Source organism: Vibrio sp. ES.051 (assembly GCF_002563795.1).
Classification (GTDB): Bacteria; Pseudomonadota; Gammaproteobacteria; order Enterobacterales; family Vibrionaceae; genus Vibrio.
In genome coordinates, this window is the sequence record NZ_PDJL01000006.1 from 340494 (window position 1) to 362838 (window position 22345).

The following is a 22345-nucleotide window of genomic DNA, read 5'->3' on the forward strand; positions in this document are numbered from 1 at the left end:
AAGCAATAACCATATACACAATATGTAGACACCATATGTTTCACTGACCGTATTTCACTGACAAGGAAAGCAAGCGAAGTGATGAGACCAAAACTAAAGAAAGTGGGATTCCCCGCCCTTCGCCTTCAGATGCACCCGTTACTCTATGCATTAACGCAAGAGGATCGCTTTCAGTTAACGCAAACGCCACCGCTCGATGCTATCTCAGTTCACCACCTACAGCGCCTCCTCGATTGTCACCCAATCCCCGTCACACGGCCCACCACCACTGAGTATTACCAATGTCTCGTGCCGCTCCCCTTTGTTGAACGATTGCGATCGCATCCACAACGCGCCGATTTGATGGTGACCCTACTCATATATGGCGACGACGAAATCCAAGACGCACTCACCAGCTTTCTTTTATTTGAGCCAGCACTGGCGCTCTCCACTCAAACCTTTCAGACCCAGAATATCCATCTCCGATTTCGTCAGTTCAAAGCACAGGGCATCCCCTCGCCAACTAAAAAAGCACTCGCTGCACTCGCGAATTGCTCTCCATCCGCATTTCGATGAACAAAGGAGAAAACTGTGATGAGAATCTTTCAGCTTGTAGCTCTCAAAAACCGCGAAAAGAACGCCGGCGGATGCTATCCGGATGCGCTTGCCCATGCGACGACGCTGGCCATTATGCTGCGCAAATTGGCTCGGGAAGATCCCAAAGACCGCTCCGCTATGACAGTGGTCGCGCTGTTTCTGTGGCTGACACAAGCCTGGCCGGATATTCATTCCCCCAACGACATCCCTGACTTTGTTAAAATCTCCGGGGCGACGCCATGCCGAGAACATGCCTTTCGTACCTACAAAGATGGCGCGCTCTCATGGGCGGAATACGTACACCGGTATCGTGACGGAAAGAAGACGCATTATTTATGGCAGCCATTCCCGACCTACCTCAATGCGTTGTTCCAACCCTTGATCAGCGCGCAAAGTTATGAGACCCCCTTCCTACGACCAAAAACGAAAGTTCGCCTGTTTCACATCATGAAAAAAAAATGGCGCACGCCTGTGTCACTGAATGATTATCCGCGAGTAAGAAAAGACACTTTTCATCAATATCTGATTGATTGCGCCTTGGTTGACAATACCCTGACCCCTATCCCTCGCGCTCAGATTGTGTCTCCTAACCGAAAACATCATAAACATGCCGACACTTATCAGCGCAGCGACAGTGATCGGGTTCGGTACAAGCTGTTTGATGCCTACAATCGCTACCTGTCGCGACTCGTGCGAGCGGCCCGCAATGCCAAGCTATCGCCACACTTTGACGTCTTTGTCGGTCAGCATGCCATCAATCTGATCGCGGAGCATCCCAAAATCCCTCCATACCTCTCGCAACCGGGGCGGATCACTCAAACGGTTTTAGAGACCGTCAATGGGACTCAGCAAAGCATCCGCAGTCCCGCCACTCCATTAGGCAGTCAACGCTACCTGGAGGAAAATGCCGTCATTCGTTTCTTTAACGACCTGTTTGTACATCTCCACGTCCTCAAACCCGGTAAGTCTGCGAGTAAAAAACAATGGGTTGCCTATTACAATGGTGCGACGCATCGCCTGGCGTTACTGTTCATTGTTCTGACGGGGACGCGCCCAACGCATGGGATCAGTATTTTGGCGCAACACTATTGGGGAGGCGACATGGTATTTGTCAAAGACAAAGGTCGACTGCGACAAATCATCCTTTGTGACTATCTCCAGCGTGAAATCCAGCACTACCGTACGCTTCAATCGGCGGTCCTCTCTATGTGGGGACCCCACCCAGAATTAGACGAGATGTGGTTTTGCCTCAACGACCATGGCCAGCCTGCCCCCTTATCCAGTCGAACGTTACGCCAGTTTATGCATCAACACTGTCCTGGGGTCGTCCCCTACCAGCTACGCCATTTCTTTGCCCAAAGTGCGGTCAATAATGTTTCCTCGACTCGATTGCTCGACCAGGATATCGACCGTCTGATGGGGCACGAAAATCTCGGCGAACATTTGGGCAGCGATGTGATTTTTCCAGACACCTTTGAGGCGATGAAAGTCTATCTCAACCAGTACGCTGAAAGGCTGGGAATGCAGGAGTTTGCGTATGTCTGAGATCATTCAAACCCTTACCGAGTCGGTACGCGATCACTTTGCCCAATCCGGACAAACCTGCTGCGCGCAAGGCGATCTGCTCTGGGTACTAGAACGCTGGCCCATTGCTGATCATAAAACGCGCTCACTTTGCAAGGCTGATATAGAACCCATCGAAAAGCAAATCAGCGTCGTCCCCACCGGAAAACAAAAACACTACAAACAAGCCCTCAAAGACATATTGTTTTATCTGCAGGATGCCTGCCATTGGGTACTGCCTGAAGCGCGTCAGCCCAGCATTCAAGATACTGACTATGAATGGTTTGCATCCATTGCCAGCGAAGCGCAACAGGCCAAGCAGATCTATACCTGCTATCAACAACAAAAAACGCAATACCTAACCCGGCGAGACGACTTGTCCGCGGCGTTCATCGCACTGATGATTGGCTTTGAGATTGCCCCTCTGTCACTTTACCACCTTTCTCAACTCTTGAGCGATCCTACGTCCATCACGATGGATCACGCCATGCCCCGTCTTCGAGTGCATCACCGATCGTCTGACAAAGAGGCACCTTATTCTACGCATTACCACCTCCCGCTGATGAGCTACCGCTTACTCAGTGATTACTATGCACGCTCCCCCGAACCTCAAAGTGAACACCACCTTCACCAGCAACTGACGCGATGGTTACAGTCGCATGCGTTACCCACCACGGATCGGTTCAAATGGTCAAGACGGTTTCAGATCAGTTGGTATGTCCGCCATCGCTTGCCCCCGGTTTTTATCAGAGATCTCGCGATCCCAGAACGGCATGTCAGCCTCATAACCGAGCATCAAACCTCGCCGCTCAAAGACGCCGATATTTATGCCATTGACTGGGACATCAACTGGTTTGAACGCTTAAACTCATCGAGCCGCAAAGTACGCTGGCCTCATAATGCTCTGATCAAGGCCTATTCGCCTTCAAAACCGATGTCAACGCCGATACCACCGGCACCGGTGCGGGACGTCAATAACCTTTTGCCGCGTTTACTGTACGACTATACCTTGCAGCTGATCACCTCCGGCGGTGTGAAAAAAACGCGGCTAGCTGCCAGCACCATCACAAAATACACCGGTCTCGCCAGTCACCTGGAAGCCTATCCGTTATCCTATTCTGACGCTATTAACGAAGAGGCAATCAACGTCTGGGCACAAACCGTCTACGACTCGCTCACCACCGAGTCAAGCCAACACCTTTTCTTGTATTTTCTGCGTTTTCTCAGCATTCAGGAACAAACCGACAGCATTGATCTGACGCGATTTTCGTCCCCAATCACGCCGCCTTCTGTGAGTCCGGCTCGTTTGACGCTGGCGCAGTTAGATACGCTAATTCAAACGCTGATCGCCACCAATACCACGCACCCGTTTCGAAGTCTCTTTGCGGTTATGGCCACCTTGCTGGGCTTTTTCAGCATGCTTCGTCGGGGAGAGGTGCTGCGCCTTCGTTGCCAAGACGTTCAGTTTGTCCCTAAAACGGGCTTACTGAGTTTAACCATCACAAACACGGAAGAGGGGCGGACCAAAAGTGGGCGCTCTCGCACCGTGTCTATCATCCTCCCCGAGCGGTATCGCCCCCTGTTTCGGGTGCTCTTAACCATCAAAAAAGGCGCGTCACCCGCCAGTCCACTGTTAGGATTTGAAGGTGAGAAATACCATTCCCGGCAACTCTATTACTTTGTCCCCATCACTCGAGCCTTAAAGAGGCACTTCGGCACGCACATGAAGTTTCATCATCTTCGTCATTCCGGCGTGCACCTTTTGATGCTCCAGGTGCTGCATTTTGTCAGTCGCACACCGGCGCAAGCTCGAGGGGACACACTTTTGGAAAAAGAAGTCATGTCGGATAGCGTTATTGCCGCCCGCTTTGAGAATTGGCTGGAAGGGCGAGATATCCGTGAGGTGAACGACGGCCTTGTCCTTGATAAGGTCTGCGAGCAAATTGGTCACACCCATTATGCAACGACCCGGTGGTCTTACTTGCACGACATTGACTGGCTCCTTCCGATCCTCAGTCAGGCGCACCAACCGCACATTGCCAGAGACTATACGCACTCAGAGCTCCGGTATCTAATGGGACTGTCCCCGCAATCCAATGATTTATCCAGACGCCTGATACGACTGAGCCCCCATTACGCACAGAAAACGCTGGACGAGAAACGCAGCCAAACCATTGCACTCACCGACGCCGAGCTGCGCGTCGCGATGTTCGGCACACCGCCGGCGACCGAAGAGGTGCCGCCGCGCGATCATTTTCGAGATTGGCAGCGCTCAATCCACACCAGTGACAACACGTTACTCGGTTTTCTCTTTAAAACCATGATGGTCAATCAATCGCTCGATCTCGCCGCGCTCAGTCAAATCTGGAGCCAAGGCTGTCAACATGACATTCAACCCATCGATAAAAAGTCGCGCACCGCCTTTCGTCAGCTCCCTCCGATTGAATTATCGGGCGATGGGCGCGCACTTCACATGACGATGGCCTGCAACCTAAAAAATGCACGCGCCTTTGCGGCCGCTTTTCGGCACAAAGAGTGGCGATGGTTAACTTGTCACTTCGAGCTCGCGGTGAATCGAAAACTCAACCCAACTCGACAAATAGCTCTGCTTGAGCAGCATTATGTCCAAGGCAAAGAAACCGTTCGCGTCAATCGGCACCCGTTAGGCCAGACGTCGCTCACTATCATTCTGACGCCCAAGTTGCCAGTTTCCAAACCGGCTCTCACTTTCACACAACAATTTATCGAATCCATGTCACTGCAAAAGGTCACACCATGAACATCATCATTCCAGCCAATAAACGCCCGCTTCTTCAAACCTTGTTAGAGCGTATCGATACGCACTATGTCGACAGTGTCGTGACCGTGCTGACGGATAAAGCCGACCGCACCATCACGTTTGTTTGCGGACAATCCCCTTTTTGTTCCGAGTGCCAGTTGATCCTGGATGAACGCTCAACGCATGTAAAAGATAAACAGTTTTCCATCGATGGTAGCTTCGCAAAACAGCTCATCCATTATTTTGTCGAAGGAGAAGATATCGAGCTGGAGTTCGACATCAGCGCCTCAGGAACAATGTTCGTAGAATTGGTCGATACAACCGCACTTAGCAAAGATGAGTATCAAACGGCGGCGCTGCGCCGCTGTCAGTGCGGAGATGCATCCGATGATCATTTGACCTATTTGACGGATAATCAGCACCGTCCCACTACAACTGCCTCTAAAGCCACCATCGAACGTATCGTGTACGAAGCGCAAGAAAACGTTCCTTTTGAGTTTCTTGAACTGAATAAGGAAAAACAGTACCTGCGAGTACAGCGTCAAGGTGAAGTCGAAGATAAATCACTCCCCCGAGACTTAACGCTTCCCGTTTCACTGGTGTTAACGCCCGAGACTACGCAACAAATGACCGAACTGTGTCGCCTCACCAGTGGTAACGAGATTGAGATCGCTCAGCAGGGCGAGGCGGTCACCTTTAAAGCGCCAGAATGTACCTTAACTTGCTCGATAGCGGGGGTCGAAGCGTTCTACCAGAAAAAGCCCGATCCGATACGCACATTAAAATATGTCGCTCTGAACCTGTTCGCGTTTAAAAAAGAGCTCGAGCATTGCTTTAAACATTACGGGCGGATCAAAAAAGCCAATGACGCCCTGCTTTACTTAGGCGAGAACCAAGCGGCGATTGCGGTGCTGACCGACCCTTATGAGTTTGTGCATCCCATTCATGTGTTTGAAGTCGGTCAAAGCGAACCTCATGCCGGCTCACTGTTTCGTTTCTCACCGCGTGATTTAGAGAACATCAAGATCAAAAACTCGTTAGACGCCAAAAAGACCCGAATCGACATTTTTGAAACGTCACACGGCGAGCTAAAGCTGGGTGTGTACTATTCTCTGGAAGAGAAACTGCCGTATGACACCATTGCCATCGAAAAAGACGAACGTCACCTGAAAAAAGTGTTCACGATGATAGAGAGCATTGAGATAAAACAAGGAGACACCTCATCCACTGCGTCAGAACAACAAGGCGATCTGTTTACCTTTGACGATGATGAGTAAAGCAAAGAGGATGAGTAAAAACACAAGTGGAAAGAAGAGGAAAGACAAAAACACTGGACAAACGCACAGTATGCCTTATAGTAAATGATGATATTTCAACCAATAGTGACGCTTTTCGCTCCTATTGAAAAAATAGAAAAGCAGTTGGGATAGGAAGGCGGCAACCTCCCTACCCCGCACCGGCTGCGACGACGTTTAACCCACCCCAGCCGATGGCTCAGATTCTAGCGAATTCCATCGGTCAGGGACAGATCTATTTATCGATCTCATACTGATGGAGGCCAGCATGGCACACATTCGTATTCGCCCAAACGGGCGCATTCAATTCGATCTTCATTTGTACGGCCGCCGCTTTCGTGAAGGCACAAAGCAAATGGCGACCTCAAAAAACCTCAGTCAAGCCAAAGCTCTTCTCAAGCAAATGAATGCGGAGATTGACTTGAACACCTTTCAGTATCGCGACTATTTCCCCCACAGCAAAAAGGTGCCCATTTTTGAGGCGCTACAACGAGCAAAGCACCCCGATCGCCTCTATCCGTTTTTTGATGAGTTCGCCAACGAATGGTTCGAGCGCCAAAAAGGCAAATGGAAAAGCAGCTATCAACAAACGGTGCGCAACACCTTAGACCGTTACCTGCTCCCCGCCTTTGGCAATACGCTCATTAATGAGGTGACGTTAGCGAATATGGAATTCTTTCGTGAAACGCTCATCAATCAATTGGACGATAAGGGCCATCGCAAGCTTTCCAATAAACGCATCAACGGTATTTTATGGCCACTGGTCGCCATTTTAGGCCTCGCCGCAGATGAGCACCAATTTACCTACCCACTTCGCCGCTACAAAACACTCAAAGAAGAACAAGCCGACTCGCATCCGATGACCGTGCAAGAGGTTCACCACTTTTTGGAGACGGTGCCCGCCAACTGGCGTGACTATTTTGTCGTCCGATTCTGGACTGGGATGCGCAGCTGTGAAATTCATGGTCTGCACTGGGAACACATCGACTTTGAGCACCGATTGATCCGTATTCGTCAAAACCTTGTCAACGGTGAGCTAGGCGACGTTAAGACCCCAAAATCCCGACGCGAACTCAAAATGTGCGACACACTTCTTGATGTCTTCACCCGTCTCAAAGCCCAACGTTTGGATGACTCGCCCTTTGTTTTTACTCACCAAGGCAAGCCTATCGATACGCATTTCGTGAGTAAACGCCTTTGGTATCCGACGCTTGAAAAAGCTGGGCTTAAACGTCGACGTCCCTATGAAACACGGCATACCGCCGCGGTGCTTCATATTGCAGCCCACGAAAACCCGCTGTATATCTCACACATGCTAGGACACAGCGATACCCAACTCTTGTTCAAAGTCTACGCGCCCTATGTGGCCAATGCGTCACGATCCGATGGCAGTTCGTTTAATGAATTGATGAAACAGGAGGGGTGTCGATGAACACGGCTCTTTCATTCGAAGCGCAGTGGGATAAGCTCAACACATTGCTTGATTTTCAGCACGCGCACGACAACACGCTGGTTATCCTTGCATTAGGCGGGTTATCTCAAGAGGTACAGCGGCTTTGGTGGCAGTCCGAAGCGCCTTTTGATTTGCAACCTTCGGCACTTTTACAAGACAGCCTGTCGTTGTATGCCCAGCGCGGCTGGCAGCAATACCGAAACGATACCCTTTTGTTTCATGCGCTCAATGAGCATGTGAGCGCATGTTTTGGCTCACAGAGCCATTGTTATTTCGATCTTGATCTGCACCAGCGTTATCCGCAACTACTGCTCATTAAGTTTTGGCTCGCGTCAGCATCATGTTGCTGCCGCGCCTACCCAGTGGATCAGGGAGAACTGTGGTTCAAGCACCTTCGATTGACTCAAGCCATGACCCTTGCGATGGAGCAGAAGTCATACTGTCCAGATAGTCTCGTCGGGTATGGCGAGAAGTGGATTATGATCTTAGATGTGGAAACTCGGTGGATTGTGATTTGTAGTAACCAACCATTTCTGCCATTCAAAGCATTGGGGTTTCAGTTTTGGCACTGTTGCTATCCCTCATAAAACATAAAACTGAGGTGACGGTGCGATAAAACGCAACGAGTCGCGATGGCCAACAAAAAGAGAGAAAAGACATAAAGAGAGAGCGCCGATCAGTCAATCGGTGCTCTGAATAAAACTGGATCACTACAGCGTCAATTACCTTCAGGATGACCCTCTCGTAATAACATTGCGATAGAATCAGGATCAAACGTCAGGCTATTTTTCCCCAGCATCACGGAAACCGCAGAACATCACCGTCACGTAGGCTTACAAGAACTTTGTTTAGGTAGTTTTCGTCCATTGCGCAGTTCACCCGTTAGCTACAGACCCCATTTATGCCAAGAATACAGGTACTTGATAATCCATTTTTAACAACAGCAGCGGACTTAATGCTTCAACTGTCTACAGCGAAAGCTCAGGGCAAACTTGAAAGCTATTTGAGACGAAGCGTGCTTGCGCCAAAGCTCCTTATCGTGGATGAAATCGGCTATCTACCGTTCGGCAGAGAAGAAGCTAACTTGTTCTTCAACGTCATCGCTAAACGATATGAGCAAGGCAGCATTATCGTAACCAGTAACTTGCCGTTCTCTCAATGGTCAAATGCGTTCGCCGACGATACGACGCTGACGGCGGCATTACTGGATAGGCTTCTTCATCACTCGCACATCGTACAAATCAGTGGAGAAAGCTACCGATTACGGGGAAAGAAGGCGGCTGGAACCATACCAACGGTTCTAGAAAATCTATCTGAAAGTAGAAGTTAATTACGTGGGTGGGTCAGTTTTACTTCGGCGATAACGCCGATAAGTGGGTCAATTTTAAACTGGCGTTGACAATATGGTGATCGACAATTTCTCGAAGCCATTTATAAGTAGATAGCTTCTGTAACTTTGCCGTAGGGTTCGTTCGGCAGCATTACTCGTCAGTGGACATTATGAGTCATCTATAAAGCGCCATACTATTGCATCATCAGCGATAATATTGAGACTCCGTCAATTTATTTTCAATGTACCTATGATGACACCTGAATACGCTATGAGCGAAAAAAAAGGGGCTAATAAGCCCCTAAAATGTGGTGTGTGTGGTGTTATTTGTTTTAATTTACCGCAACTTTACGTTTAAAGAACAATCCTAACAAAGCAAGTAGGCTGAATATGCCCGTTGAGCCACCGCTAGAGCCGCCTTCATCTGACCCATTACTACCTCCGTTACCAGTGTCAGCCTCACGAACCGCAGAGATAGGAATCTCAGTATTCATATTGTCGTTAAGGTAGATAGTGCCCTGTTCATTATCTACAGGCTCATCGACGCTTGCGTTAATGGTAAGCGTGATTTCACACCATTGTGTTGGCTGCAAAGTTTGCTCACAACCGGACACTTGTAATTTGCCATTACCGCTATCGACGGAGGGCATCAACGTAGCTGTAGAGGTAGACAGGTTTTGCACCGCAAACGTTCGTACTGTTGGCTGTGTTAACGTGTTTTGTAATGTGATAGCCATTTCACTTGGCGCAACCACTTTATTGATCATCTGAGTCAGGTCTTTTAAGTACCACCCAAGATGCGTAAATTGGTTGTATTCCGGCACAAGACTCATATGTTGCGTTTTTGCCAGTGCGACCACTTGGTTGTCAGCCAGTTCTAGTGGTGTGCCTGAATCACCGCCACTCGCCGTACCGCCGATGGTGGTTGGAAATGTGTGAATATAGTCGGTATCACCGTAACGGCAGTCGTATCCGTCCGTTGAGTTGCAGTCCTTGTTGTAAGTATTTTGAATTTTGCTTGGTATGTAGGCGATTGCTGATACCCACTTGTCGTTTTTTTCCATGACCAATGTGTTCTTCTTCATGGTGTCGGGGTATTGTTCGTCTTCGGTTTTCCCCCACCCCTTGAATGTAAATTTATGTTGCGCTTCGATATTGAAGTGTTGTTCCAGACTATCAAACATCGGAACCAATGCCGCATGGTCGTTTTGGCTGATTTTCTTGTTTAGCTTAATCAAGCCAATGTCATAGTGGTAGCCAGCATTTACAGTTTGGTCGATTCGGCTTTCTTCTGTTTCCCACAAGATTTGACCACGCCAGTCGATTTCAGGATGCAAGGAGCGTACATAAGACGCTTCTTCTACCCAACTGTTAAATACGTTCATGCCGTTACCAATAAAGGTAACGGGTTCGTAAGTTGTGGTGGTGACTTTTTCTGCATCAAATTTGATGCCTTGGTAAACCTTGATGCTGTTTGTAGCGCCGTTATCTGTCCACCATAAGTAGCGAGGCTCAATATCAATAGGGTTATGGTAACTATCATTATTCATATCCCCAATGCAGTGAGCAGCAGTTAAGATGTATTCACCACCAATTAATAGGCCACCACAAGACGCACTTTTACCGGACTGGTCAGGAATTTCTACTCGTACCGTGTAGTCACGGTATTCACTTGGCATAACGTCCGTACCAAAACGTACCGCGTGAGCAGATGGAATAGAGAGCGCAGTGAGTACGCAAAGAGTTAAATAGTTTTTCATTGGTTTAGATTCCTTTTTTATGTCGTAGATACCAATGTACCTCGTTATTTTTAAATGCAAGTCACTGACTAAAGGTGGTGTAACATCCATAGCCCACAGAAGAAAAGCGCAATACTAAACAGGCGTTGAAAGATCGCCATAGCACGGAAAAATCATGAACATCCCCGTCAATAAAGGCTCGCAAGAACCTTCAACAAGTACTCTGAATCCATCGCACACATCGCTCTTTTATGTTTAATACTCGCTTTCAAAGTCGTCTCACTCTTCAGCATGTTTAAACACATCTGTCTGATCCTTGCGAAGTTCTCTGCACTTTCTTCCGCTCGTTTTCGGCAAGCATATTCACCAAATGTCGTATCGAGGGACCAATGCATCGACTCGACCAACCAATGTGAACGCGTTGCATTTAACAATTCTTTAGCATTTAAATTCTTCGAGCTAATGTAGTATCTCACCGTGATTTCTGACTCTTTCGCCACGGCTTCTTCTTGTCTCACAGAAACAACGATACCCATCGTTTTTAGCTCGGGCCAATCAAACTCTAAATCACCTAAAACGCTTAAATCTGTGTTGGTTAATGCCAACCTGGTTTCTTGTCTGCCACGTGATTTTTCTTGTGTGCTGTAAGAATCACCATCGTGTTTTTGTAGCATACTCATATCGAAATAATTATCGAATGCTTGCTCTAAACGACCTTGATTACCTTTCACCGCCAATAAGTAATCTGCGTTTTTGTTTAACACTTTTTGAGCAATTTTCTTTTGGCATCCCATCGCGTCAATAGTGACTAAACAACCTGATATATCAAGCAGTTCGAGCAACTCTGGGATGGCGGTGATCTCGTTGCTTTTTTCGTAAACTTTATGTTGTCCGAGACTAACACCATTTTCAGTCGCAAAAGCGTTCACCATGTGAATTGCGCCTAGGCCGCGAGAGTCATCATAAGAGCCCCTGACAGTCTTACCATCAATGGCAATAACTTCACCTTTAGTGAGCTCACAGCAATCTTTCATCCATTCAATGAAGCACTTTTGTAGTCGAGTCGCATTAATCATTCCCATCGCTCTGGCTATCGTCGATGTTGATGGTATGCCATGGCTAAAATCACCAAGTCGCTTCAAGAAATCCAGCTTAGCTTCACCGTAAAGGCTAATCGCTTTCCAGTCGTCTTGACCAGAAAGCACAGCACAAATTGTTAACAGAATGATATCGGTTAACTTATGTTCGACTTTGCCTTGTTGTCGGTAATCTGGAATGACATCGAAATGCATAAATGGGTGCTGGTTACTCATCGTTGAACCTCCAATTTGTCTATGGAGGTATTAAAAAACACTGAAAATGATCTACAAATCGATCATCAGACAATTGGTTGTTATGTGATAACGCTAACTAGTGAGATTCTAAAATTGAGAACTCACTACGCCACGAACCCTTTAAACATGGGCATGTACGTGAATTTTCCCTGATCGCCATAGCGATGGTGAATAATACTCGCATTAATACCTTTGCTAACCAGATTGACATTGCAAATCAGGGAAACAATCAACAACCGTATCAGGTTCTTTTAGTTTTGAGAGTTGTCGCTTATGCCCTTCGTGACCTTGTTTAACTCCTCTCGGATTGCGACCACTAGGGCTTTGAGCTTTTTTCGTTCAGCCCGCTATTTAGGTCCATCAGAGGAGAGAGATTGGAAGAGTTAGCGCTGCTGGTTTTTAGCTTCATAACGGCGTAATTGTTCCATAGCTCCACGATCAACGCGTTTGCTTCGTTGATATCTGAGGCTATGGGGGTGAGGATGAGAATTTAGATTTTTTTTAGTCATGTAGTCAGCATGAAGGCTATGAATGATCACTCAATAGGCAAAGTGAGATCCAGTGTTAATGATCACGTTTTTGATGTGTAAATACCATGCTGGTGAACGGTTACGGTGCTGACATCTTGGAACTTCAAACACTAGAGTATCGCCCCGTGGGTTCATCGTGCGTTTACTTATTCACGGTTTACTCATTCGCCATCGAATCTCACCCGAAGAAAAGGAACACTTTACACACGCTGATGTTCCCCCAATAGGTGCTTTATCTCAGGCTATTAGAGCAAAATTAAGCGTAAAAAGCGTCTCAACTTTGTCTCAGCACTGAGACAAATATTGTCTTAAACCATCGTTTCTATTATAAAAAAAAGGATCTCTAAAGATCCTTTCTAATAGGTTCGACGACTGGGGTCAGGCATCAAGATTTGAACGCTGCTTTTCTTCTTCCTTGTCCTCAACCTCTTGCTGAAGCTTTTGGTAGTCGGTTTCCCCTAAGCGGTCTTCACGGCGCATCTGTTTGGCTTGGCGGTCATGTTCATCAAGATCAGTAAACCATTGTTTAATAGTGCGCAAAAACGTTAGCATCGGCGTACTTCCTCTTCTTTTTTTGACCATTTTGCGTACAGGTCACGGGATAATTATCAATAATTAGGTATTACCGATCCTGTAAATGGACGATGACTCGAGCGCCATCGGCTCTTCCTCGATTTGCCTGTTCCGCCAGACTAAATCACCGATGCCATCAGTTGGAGTAAACCCGGCTGGGGCCTCTAATAGCAAAGCGCGGATCTTCTCGTGCTCCATACCATGACACGCAGAGTCTAACTCATTGAGCAATGAATCATATTCATCGAGTGGTAAAAATACTTCATGCGCCGTCATGATCCGCTCATGAGCAGTTTGCTTAACATTATCCCCAATAAGCAACTCTTCATACAGTTTTTCACCTGGACGCAAACCTGAAAATTGAATTTCAATATCCCCATGCGGGTTCTCGTCTGATTTAACTTCAAGGCCCGATAGATAGATAAGGTTACGCGCTAAATCGGTAATTTTCACCGACTCGCCCATATCAAGCACAAATACATCCCCGCCTTTACCCATTGCCCCCGCCTGAATCACCAATTGTGCGGCTTCGGGAATGGTCATGAAATAACGCGTGATGTCTGGATGCGTAACCGTCACTGGACCACCTGCAACGATCTGCTTTTTAAACAGAGGAATAACCGAACCTGATGAGCCCAATACGTTACCAAAACGGACCATACAAAAACGTGTACCTTTAGGCTTATGATTTTCTTGCTCTGCTAGCGCTTGCAATCCGAGCTCAGCCATACGCTTTGTCGTCCCCATGACATTGGTCGGTCGAACGGCTTTATCGGTAGAAATTAACACAAATGACTCAACCCCTGCCTTAATGGCAGCACAAGCCGTATAATAAGTACCGTAAATATTATTACGCACCCCTTCTATCACATTGAACTCAACCAATGGAACATGCTTGTATGCAGCCGCATGATAAACCGTTTGAACTTTAAACGATGTCATCGTTGTTTCTAAACGATGCTTACGCTGCACAGAGCCTAATAGCGGGATGATCTCGCAACTTAGTCCTTTTTCGACTTTAAGTTGATTAAGCTCTCGATCAATTTGATACAGACCGAACTCAGACAACTCAAATAAGATTATAGATTTTGGGCTTTGCTCTACAATTTGTCGACATAGCTCTGCACCAATGGAGCCACCCGCTCCCGTCACCATCACAACCTTGTCTTTGATATTCGCTTCTAATAGCACTTGTTGTGGTGCAATCGGATCACGTCCGAGCAGATCCTCGATGGCAACATCTTTTAACTCATCGATTTTTGCTTTGCCTGAGACAATATCCGTCATATCAGGAACAGTAAGCACTTCAACAGGCAGCTTAGCTAATTCATCAAGAATTACTTTACGACGAGAACGTTTAGCACTAGGGACCGCAAGCAACACTTGAGAAACATCGTACTTGTTAATAATTGGCATTGCATCTTCAATAGCAATAACAGGTAAACCTAAAATCATGGTATTGCACAATGTTGAATCGCCGTCAATAAATGCTCTTACACGATAGTCCCCACTACTTCTCAATGCCATCGCGAGTTGACGACCACCAGAACCAGCACCATAGATAAGGACCTCTTTACTCTGTGTAGAGTAGCTCTGAGCAATCAAAGAGCGGACGATAACACGAGGCCCACCACAAAAAAGCGCAAGAAATGCGCCATAGATGATCGGAACAGTTCTAGGAAGCGGATCACTCATATAGAAGCTAAAAGCTGCTACGAGCAAGGCAGAAATGGTGGCTCCGGTAGCAACTACGAATAAAGTCTGAAAAGTCAAATAGCGAAGAACTGCTCTATAAAGCCCTAATCGCGCAAACACAGCAATTGTCACTATAGTAACTGAAATTTGAATCCCCCAAACAACGGGGGTATAAAAGCTATGCACTTCTCCGGAGCGTACGAGAATTGCCAGATAAAAAGCCATAATTATCAGTAACATGTCGATTATCACACTAACAATTCTTTTGTTAGTTCGAGAAAGCTGCCATATAAATTTGAGACGTTGCATAAAAAATTATTCTGTAGAAAAGAAAAGCCGATACCAAGTGATTATAATGAACATGCGCCCCTTTGACCAACGAGACGCATTCAAACACTAACGAGAAAAATAAACCAGACCGAAATATTACATTACATTACATTATAGGTGTACATCTAGAAACTCTCTGAACCATAGCTCGATAGCCATTAAAGCTCGAATTTCTCTCGTATTATTAGCACTACCTTTACAATGGTTTTCATATAAATCAATCACGTACTGAGGTTCGTATAAACCTCGAGCTAGTGCTCTATCACTAAATAAAAGATCCTCAACCATAGGTTTTAGTTCGAGCTTGAGCCATTCACCTATCGGTACAGTAAACATTTGTTTCTGACGGTAAGCCAAATCTGCACCAATCAGATTTTCCACTGCTTTCTTAAAAATGTATTTTGTCTCACCATTATTAAGCTTTAGCTGACCAGGGATAGAAAACGCTAGTTCAATCATCCGGTGATCAAGAAAAGGAGCTCTATTTTCGATAGATGCAGCCATCCCCATTCTATCCGGCTTCACTAGATTATTACCAGATAACAATAGCTTAGTATCCACATACAGGACTTGGTTTATTCTATCTTGATGGGGGACATTTTCAAAAAGCGCCCTAGCATTCGCATGACTATCAAAGTCACCAACAGCTGCTTTCATCGAAGGGCTGTAAAGTTTTTCTTTTTGTTCTTTTTGGAATAAAGAGATACTTTCTAGATACTTAGATTGAAACTCATCTTTCGTTAAATTTTCCGATTGTTTTTCGAAGAAATGTTTATATTTATCATAGCCAGCAAACAATTCATCAGCCCCATCACCTGTCAATACCATTTTAACTTGCTTGGAGGCTAATTCAGCGACCTTATAAGTTGGCATAAAAGACACGTCTCCATGAGGTTGATCGCAATGGTATGTAGCCTTACTCCATAACCCAAGTAAATTAGCTTCTACCTTCTCGCAAATATGTTCAGTACCAAAACGTTTCGCCGCTGTCTCAGCAAAAAGGGACTCATCATACTTCTTATCGTGAAAGCCTATTGAAAATGTTTTAACAGCTTTATCCAAGTTTTGGCTCATAAAACCGACAACTGAGCTTGAATCAACCCCTCCGGATAAAAAAGCCCCAAAGGGAACATCAGCCCTCAAACGAATTTTTGTAGCACTGTCTAAAGTACTATTCAACCTCTCAATCCATTGTTCCTCCGAATACTCTACGGGTTCGATGACAGCCATGTCCCACCACTCAATCTCTTCTACTTTATCATTTGATACTTTTAGATAAGTTCCTGGCATAACATGTCTTACCCCCTCAAACATGGTCAATGGAGGAACAACATAGTTGTATGAAATGTAAGTATCTAATGCCTGGTGGTTAAGTTTGCGCTCAACACCCGTTTGGAGAATTGACTTAATTTCAGAGCCAAATGATAAACACTGATGATTTTGGTGAAAATAGAGAGGCTTCTCTCCAACACGATCTCGAATTAGGTACATCGAATCAATGCGCTTATCATAGATAGAGATTGCAAACATACCATTCAACATACTAATAAATTCAATGCCATATTTCTGGTATAGTCTTAAGATAACTTCAGTATCGCATGATGTTTCGCAAGCAAAAGGACCATCTTCCAAATCTCTAGCAAGCTCAATATGATTAAAAATTTCACCATTTTGCACCACAATAATATCGTTATCGTCTGAGTAAAATGGTTGTTGACCATGATCAATGTCAAGTATGGCTAAGCGTTGATTACCTAAAGCACGTCCTTTATCATGGTAATATCCCATGCCATCGGGGCCTCTATACCAAATAACCTCCCCCATAGATTTGACAACAGCTTCATCTTTTGACTCATTTTTAAAATCAAAGTAACCAAAAATTCCACACATATTAATTGCCACCTTTACATATTATTTGTTTAATAGTCATTAAAATAATTTTCATATCAAACATAAAATTATTATTATTTATATATTTCATATCCAGTTGAATACGCTGCTCTGGATTTGCGCACGAACGAGCTGTCGCTTGAGCAAGTCCTGTAATGCCAGGTTTAATACTGATCCTTGCGTTCCATTGTTCTTTCGTATAATTTGCTTGTTGAATCGGAACATCAGGTCGGGGACCGACTATACTCATTTGTCCCAATAGAACGTTTATTAGTTGTGGCAATTCATCAATACTAGTTTTCCTAATAAAAGCACCAACTTTAGTTATCCTTGGATCGTTTTTTTCTGTGTAGTAGGGGCCAAGCTTTTCCGCATTAACCTTCATACTTCTAAACTTGTAAATCCCAAAAACTTCTCCTCCTTTTCCTACACGAAGCTGTTTAAAAAAAGGAGAGCCTCTATCTTCAACAATGATAAATATTGAGACTAAAACCATAAGTGGAGATAGTAATAACAAGGCCATTATTGTGACCACAATATCAAATAATCTTTTCATCAAACTTTCCATTTAACATGATAAACTCAATTGAAGCTTTATAATCATTAAATAACAACCTATTAATTTAAAAATAAAATCAAGAAGAAATCATAACATTAATACAATGATGAATGTTATCAACGGCAAAGCCTTTGTAAAAGCTCGTATTGATATTTTTGCTTCTTAAAAGCTGTTCATCAATTGCATCTTCTAAATCAAACTCTGAGAAAACAGGGCTTGAAAGATTATAGTCAAAATAAGAGTTTTCTTTACCATAAACTGTTCCCTCAATAGATACTAACCCAGCCCCGGACATGAGCCCCTCTATTCCAACTGTACTAATTGCAGTTACAACTATATCCGTACTAGCAAGAAGATCAGAAACATCATCCGTGGGTTTAGATAGAATAACATTTTTGTACTCAGTGTAATCATAATTCTGACTTGGGTGAGGCCTAAAAACAACGCTCCAAAACCGCTTAACTGCAAGAAAGTCCAATTGTTTTCGAATTTTTTCACCTAATTCAGGATCCGCAATAACCCCAGGATATAAAGGATGAGTGCTGGGTAGATCACAATCAGCTAAAAGTATCGTTTTTTTATCCTTTGACCTGCTTTGTATATTTTTTGATTTTACTTTTAATTTATCAAAGACAGGGGTACCTGTTACTTCGACATTAACCGAAGGGTTAATGTTTAGAAGCTTGCTCTTAACCGTATCGGATAGCACACAAATAGTATCTGTTAGACCTTTGCTTACTATTTCACTCGCGCCACCGGAAATCCATAAGTTATCATTTATACAGATCGTTTTTATACCCAATGATTTAGCTGAAATTAAAGCAGCTCTTTCTGCTCTCGGAGCATTAGTTGTCAATACGATATCAGGAAGTTCGAGTTTTAATATCTGGCTTAGTGTATCTATAGGTAAAAAAGCAGAACGCCCTTTATTCTTATAGATTAAGTAAGCTTCTTTCTCTCCATACTCTTTAACTAACTCATAAAAAGAGCAACCTAGGTAATAAATTGAATTTTCATGAGAAACTTGGGAAGAGGAAGACAAAGATTTTATTAAAACTTCTCCATATTCTCTTACTTTACCTTCAAACAACTTCGAATAATCTTTAAATGTTAGATATGGTATAGACAGGCTATCTAAAAACTCACCCGCTGTTGTCAATGCTAATATTTTAACATCATAAGAATGAATTAGCTTCTTATACAATGGGGCTATAATACGAACATGACCACCACCGTAACATACCATATAAATCTTTTTCTTTTTCACTTCAAGCCTCTGGTAAATTTCACAGTCTATTCAGGCACCTTTAAAAAACAAAGTAAATATTCAAGGCTATCATCTACTTCATAATGCAATCAATTCTTACATAAGCATTCTTTAACCTTAGAGTTAAACAAGTTTATTTTGTTTTCTAAATCAACTGGAGATAATTTAAGCATGCTTTTTCTTGTTACTTCTAACTTGTTGAACTCTTCATTTAAGTCAATTTGTCCCTTCAATTCCAAAAGTGATTTAGCACTCTTATGGAAGGCACGAGAAAGAATTACTCCCGAAGAGCCAAGCTTCAAATGTTGTGCTAACACTAGTTCAGCAGGAACAACTCCCTGACCAACTGTCGCTATTCCTCCAACACCAAAAGGCTTCTTTACATTTTTCGTGATTGAACTAATAAAACCAGAAGAAATTAGCTCAAACATAAAATTTAGTCCCATATCAAGATGTAAGTCGTTCAAACCGATATGAATCTCATCAACACCATCTAACTCACTTATTTCTTGAAACTTGCTCGCCGCATCATATGTCTCAACCAAAGGGATAAATTTAGCTCTGCCATTGATTAGTTTAATTACTGATTCTAACTCTTCAATTGTTTTAAACATAGGAAGCATTATTATATCTGCCCCTTCGTTTATAACATCGTTGACTTCTTTTTCAGTTAGTTGATTAAAAGGATTAATTCTCACAAGCAATTCAGCTTTTCGTAAAACTCTTTTTACTGGATTAATATCCGTAATTAAGTGCTTGCTTATAAATGTATTCAAATGCCCTTGACGTTCGACTTTACCTAGGACTTCTAAATCGATAAAAATCCTATTTACACCAGAATCCTCTGCATATGAAGCTATCTCTGGTACATTTGTTATATATAAATAATTAAACAAAATATTTCCTCATAATTAATTGTCTAATTTTCCCATGAGCAATAGAAATAATACACATCCAAAAAACTCCAAATGCGATAATTCCTGAAAAAAATATAAAACTGTTAAAGGCACTACTATCGTTAAATATGTAATTAGCTAAGCACCCACCAGAAAAAAGTGACAATATAAAAAATCCATCTTTAAAAAAATCGGTTGAATTGATAGATGAAGAATTAAACATCATCAAATGAATACATAGACATAAACAATAAGAAACTAGAAGACATGTAATAGCTTCGTAGGGTGATATATTACCCGAAAAACTAGAAAGCATGACAAAAAGAAAAGTAATACCAATAATATTAATAACCATTGGACGCTTTGCATTACCTTGAGAAAAACAGATTGTAGACATATAGGTATTCAATGCATGAAAAGGGATTGTAAGTGCGCCATAAGAAATCATTTTAGATACAACATATGAATCGTTAACATTGAGGCTTGAGAATATAATTGAAACGACTTGTTCAGATGAATAATAAAGTAAGACTGAGAGTACAACTGATAATCCTAACGCCAGATGAAATCCAGATATAATTAATTCACCGTGATATTTTTTGTTATTATTAAAAGAAGAAGACAACTTAGGTAATAATAAAGTTATTACAAAAGTTATAGATAACATCTGAGGAAGTTCAACTAAACGCATGGAATAATTGAACATTGCAAGGTAACCATCGCCATTAGATGATACAAATGTTCGAACAACGATAGGATACAAAACTAAAACACATCCTGCTCCCATAGCTTGAATATATCTAAAAACCAATTTTTTATCTATTAGCCACGGATAGAAGCTATTCCTTCTAAAATCAACTTTAGCGTAATAAAACTGTATGGAAAAACGAATCAATGAAGCTAATAGAATGAAGCCACACAAGAAATATAATGAGGACACTTTAAAAAGATATATTACAATTAGAGAGAAAATGATAACTCCGTTAAAAACAACGGTATTCAGACCTGAATAGAAATATTTACTCATGGATTGCAAATAAGCAGTATAAATCCCAGTAACTACAGATATAGGTATCGAAATTATGACAATAAAAAATAAACTTGAATACGCTTCAGCATCAGAGGTAGACATAGTGGGTGAGAATAACTTGAGTATTTCACTAGCATTTAAGCCAAGGAATAACGCTAGTATTAAAAATATGCCACCAAGTACTAATGACGTCTGAACTGCATATTTTTTTGCATGCTCTTTATTTTGAGAAAAAACAGGAATTAAAGCAGAGGAAATTGCTCCTCCAACTAAAATAGCAATTATAAGATCTGGAAATGTTAGTAATATCACAACTATATCGGCATTTATTGATACGCCATATATTTTTGCTACGAGAATTTCTCTCAAAAATCCCGAAAGCTTACCAGCTATTAGTAGAGAGTTGATAATAAAAGACGAGATGAAGATTTTTTTTATCATCTTAATTTACACCAATATTAGCAAGAATTATATCCTTACAGACTCAGAATCGTTTTAATATCCCATATATACAAGTTTTTGAAGTTACCTGATAATATAGAAAATGAAAAAACTGCAAAAAAAACAAAAATAATTAGACGATCAAACTTAAACCTAAAACATCCTATTAAATTTGGAATCAATATAATATCCAATACTTTAAAGAGAAGGTTAATTCTAGTTGCCAATAAGCCATTAAAAGAAAAAATCGAATAAAAAAGAAAACCAAAAACATACACTTTGGCTAAGCTCTTATTGAATTCATCTAGTCTATTATAGAAAATTAAAAGTGGTATTATTATGACAGCTCTTTGAATTATACTAGTAATCTTTACACTTGCATCATATTGTTCTGCATAACTTGACATTTTTACTGACAAAACATCAATTGGTAAAAGTATTATTACATTATAAAGATAAGGTGAAATTAAGAAAGCAAATATAGACCCTATAAAAATCATCCATAGTTTTTGAATTTCAACTTTACGTATAAATGTACAATAGACAAGATAAATGAAGATTCCAGATATGTGTATGGTTGCTGAAAATACCGATAATATAGCTACAGTTTTATTTCTATTTTCCTTTATCAGTAAAATAGAAGAGAAGAATATTCCTGAAATTAAACCTTGAGCTACTGCATTGAAATTTAATGGAATAAGATAAAGACAAAAATATATAGCCAACGATAATACTGGAAACCTACTATACTTCCAACAAGCATTGGCTACAGGAAAAATCGAAACTAATGCAAAAAAGAAAAATATATTATATGCATTGAAACCAAAATCTTTCAATAACTTAACTAAAACTGTAAATCCCGGTTCAAAATTAATATTGAACCAATCATCTAAACTAGAAAATAGCGAAAAATATATAGGATAGTCTTTTCCTGCATCTAGCCGTATTCCCGTAAGAATTATCATACATAACGATAATGAATAGAATAATATTCTCGAATTATAACCATATACATTTACGCAAGAAAAAAACAGAATAACGAGAGCAAATAATGATATTATCATA

15 protein-coding genes and 2 pseudogenes are annotated in these 22345 nt (G+C 42.7%); 6 read left to right on the top strand and 11 right to left on the bottom strand.

Annotation, left to right across the window (positions count from 1 at the left end; genetic code table 11):
- The first annotated feature begins 573 nt into the window (after positions 1 to 573).
- The 6 genes and pseudogenes from ATG66_RS18750 to ATG66_RS18775 form a co-directional block, all read left to right on the top strand.
- Complete coding sequence (locus ATG66_RS18750) at positions 574 to 2121, top strand: hypothetical protein (protein ID WP_098416722.1); 1548 nt, start codon at positions 574 to 576, stop codon at positions 2119 to 2121.
- Positions 2114 to 4918 carry a tyrosine-type recombinase/integrase gene (locus ATG66_RS18755; protein WP_098416723.1) on the top strand — a complete coding sequence of 935 codons (2805 nt, stop codon included), beginning with the start codon at positions 2114 to 2116 and terminating at the stop codon, positions 4916 to 4918. Before ATG66_RS18750 ends, ATG66_RS18755 begins: the two co-directional genes overlap by 8 nt.
- Positions 4915 to 6195, top strand: coding sequence for a hypothetical protein (locus ATG66_RS18760; RefSeq protein ID WP_098416724.1), 1281 nt, complete (start codon positions 4915 to 4917; stop codon positions 6193 to 6195). Before ATG66_RS18755 ends, ATG66_RS18760 begins: the two co-directional genes overlap by 4 nt.
- A 286-nt stretch (positions 6196 to 6481) precedes the next feature.
- Positions 6482 to 7645, top strand: coding sequence for a tyrosine-type recombinase/integrase (locus ATG66_RS18765; RefSeq protein ID WP_098416725.1), 1164 nt, complete (start codon positions 6482 to 6484; stop codon positions 7643 to 7645).
- Positions 7642 to 8253, top strand: a complete 612-nt coding sequence (locus tag ATG66_RS18770) for a hypothetical protein (RefSeq protein WP_098416726.1) — start codon at positions 7642 to 7644, stop codon at positions 8251 to 8253. Before ATG66_RS18765 ends, ATG66_RS18770 begins: the two co-directional genes overlap by 4 nt.
- A gap of 353 nt (positions 8254 to 8606) precedes the next feature.
- Positions 8607 to 8996, top strand: a pseudogene (locus ATG66_RS18775) (ATP-binding protein); the annotation flags it as partial.
- A 332-nt stretch (positions 8997 to 9328) separates the two neighbouring features.
- Here the strand turns inward: ATG66_RS18775 and ATG66_RS18785 are convergent.
- The 11 genes and pseudogenes from ATG66_RS18785 to ATG66_RS18830 form a co-directional block, all read right to left on the bottom strand.
- Positions 9329 to 10756 carry a trypsin-like serine protease gene (locus ATG66_RS18785; protein ID WP_179885728.1) on the bottom strand — a complete coding sequence of 476 codons (1428 nt, stop codon included), beginning with the start codon at positions 10754 to 10756 and terminating at the stop codon, positions 9329 to 9331.
- A 167-nt stretch (positions 10757 to 10923) separates the two neighbouring features.
- On the bottom strand, positions 10924 to 12048 hold the full coding sequence (locus ATG66_RS18790; RefSeq protein WP_143699721.1) for an ISAs1 family transposase: 1125 nt from the start codon (positions 12046 to 12048) through the stop codon (positions 10924 to 10926).
- A gap of 228 nt (positions 12049 to 12276) precedes the next feature.
- A pseudogene (locus ATG66_RS18795) lies at positions 12277 to 12570 on the bottom strand (DUF6444 domain-containing protein); the annotation flags it as partial.
- 407 nt (positions 12571 to 12977) lie between these two features.
- Complete coding sequence (locus ATG66_RS20895) at positions 12978 to 13151, bottom strand: hypothetical protein (RefSeq protein WP_179885717.1); 174 nt, start codon at positions 13149 to 13151, stop codon at positions 12978 to 12980.
- Positions 13152 to 13214: 63 nt separating this feature from the next.
- Positions 13215 to 15176, bottom strand: coding sequence for a polysaccharide biosynthesis protein (locus ATG66_RS18800; protein WP_098416728.1), 1962 nt, complete (start codon positions 15174 to 15176; stop codon positions 13215 to 13217).
- A 132-nt stretch (positions 15177 to 15308) separates the two neighbouring features.
- Complete coding sequence (gene asnB, locus ATG66_RS18805; protein WP_098416729.1) at positions 15309 to 17087, bottom strand: asparagine synthase (glutamine-hydrolyzing); 1779 nt, start codon at positions 17085 to 17087, stop codon at positions 15309 to 15311.
- Position 17088: 1 nt separating this feature from the next.
- Complete coding sequence (locus ATG66_RS18810; protein WP_179885729.1) at positions 17089 to 17643, bottom strand: sugar transferase; 555 nt, start codon at positions 17641 to 17643, stop codon at positions 17089 to 17091.
- Positions 17644 to 17722: 79 nt separating this feature from the next.
- The gene (locus ATG66_RS18815; protein WP_143699722.1) at positions 17723 to 18913 is read right to left on the bottom strand and encodes a hypothetical protein; all 1191 of its coding nucleotides are present in this window, start codon (positions 18911 to 18913) and stop codon (positions 17723 to 17725) included.
- A gap of 89 nt (positions 18914 to 19002) precedes the next feature.
- Positions 19003 to 19809, bottom strand: a complete 807-nt coding sequence (locus ATG66_RS18820; RefSeq protein ID WP_098416731.1) for an aldolase/citrate lyase family protein — start codon at positions 19807 to 19809, stop codon at positions 19003 to 19005.
- Positions 19802 to 21280: a murein biosynthesis integral membrane protein MurJ gene (gene murJ / locus ATG66_RS18825; RefSeq protein WP_098416732.1), complete on the bottom strand. Its 1479-nt coding sequence runs from the start codon at positions 21278 to 21280 to the stop codon at positions 19802 to 19804. Before murJ ends, ATG66_RS18820 begins: the two co-directional genes overlap by 8 nt.
- A 35-nt stretch (positions 21281 to 21315) precedes the next feature.
- Positions 21316 to 22344 (bottom strand): EpsG family protein, encoded by a 1029-nt coding sequence (locus ATG66_RS18830; protein ID WP_098416733.1) that lies wholly within the window; start codon positions 22342 to 22344, stop codon positions 21316 to 21318.
- Position 22345: the final 1 nt, after the last annotated feature.

Excerpts from the sequence above, each read along its gene's own strand:
- ATG66_RS18750 (WP_098416722.1), top strand. The coding sequence starts at position 574 with ATGAGAATCTTTCAGCTTGTAGCTCTCAAAAACCGCGAAAAGAACGCC.
- ATG66_RS18755 (WP_098416723.1), top strand. The coding sequence starts at position 2,114 with ATGTCTGAGATCATTCAAACCCTTACCGAGTCGGTACGCGATCACTTT.
- ATG66_RS18760 (WP_098416724.1), top strand. The coding sequence starts at position 4,915 with ATGAACATCATCATTCCAGCCAATAAACGCCCGCTTCTTCAAACCTTG.
- ATG66_RS18765 (WP_098416725.1), top strand. The coding sequence starts at position 6,482 with ATGGCACACATTCGTATTCGCCCAAACGGGCGCATTCAATTCGATCTT.
- ATG66_RS18770 (WP_098416726.1), top strand. The coding sequence starts at position 7,642 with ATGAACACGGCTCTTTCATTCGAAGCGCAGTGGGATAAGCTCAACACA.
- ATG66_RS18785 (WP_179885728.1), bottom strand. The coding sequence starts at position 10,756 with ATGAAAAACTATTTAACTCTTTGCGTACTCACTGCGCTCTCTATTCCA.
- ATG66_RS18790 (WP_143699721.1), bottom strand. The coding sequence starts at position 12,048 with ATGAGTAACCAGCACCCATTTATGCATTTCGATGTCATTCCAGATTAC.
- ATG66_RS20895 (WP_179885717.1), bottom strand. The coding sequence starts at position 13,151 with ATGCTAACGTTTTTGCGCACTATTAAACAATGGTTTACTGATCTTGAT.
- ATG66_RS18800 (WP_098416728.1), bottom strand. The coding sequence starts at position 15,176 with ATGCAACGTCTCAAATTTATATGGCAGCTTTCTCGAACTAACAAAAGA.
- asnB (WP_098416729.1), bottom strand. The coding sequence starts at position 17,087 with ATGTGTGGAATTTTTGGTTACTTTGATTTTAAAAATGAGTCAAAAGAT.
- ATG66_RS18810 (WP_179885729.1), bottom strand. The coding sequence starts at position 17,643 with ATGAAAAGATTATTTGATATTGTGGTCACAATAATGGCCTTGTTATTA.
- murJ (WP_098416732.1), bottom strand. The coding sequence starts at position 21,280 with ATGATAAAAAAAATCTTCATCTCGTCTTTTATTATCAACTCTCTACTA.
- ATG66_RS18830 (WP_098416733.1), bottom strand. The coding sequence starts at position 22,344 with ATGATAATATCATTATTTGCTCTCGTTATTCTGTTTTTTTCTTGCGTA.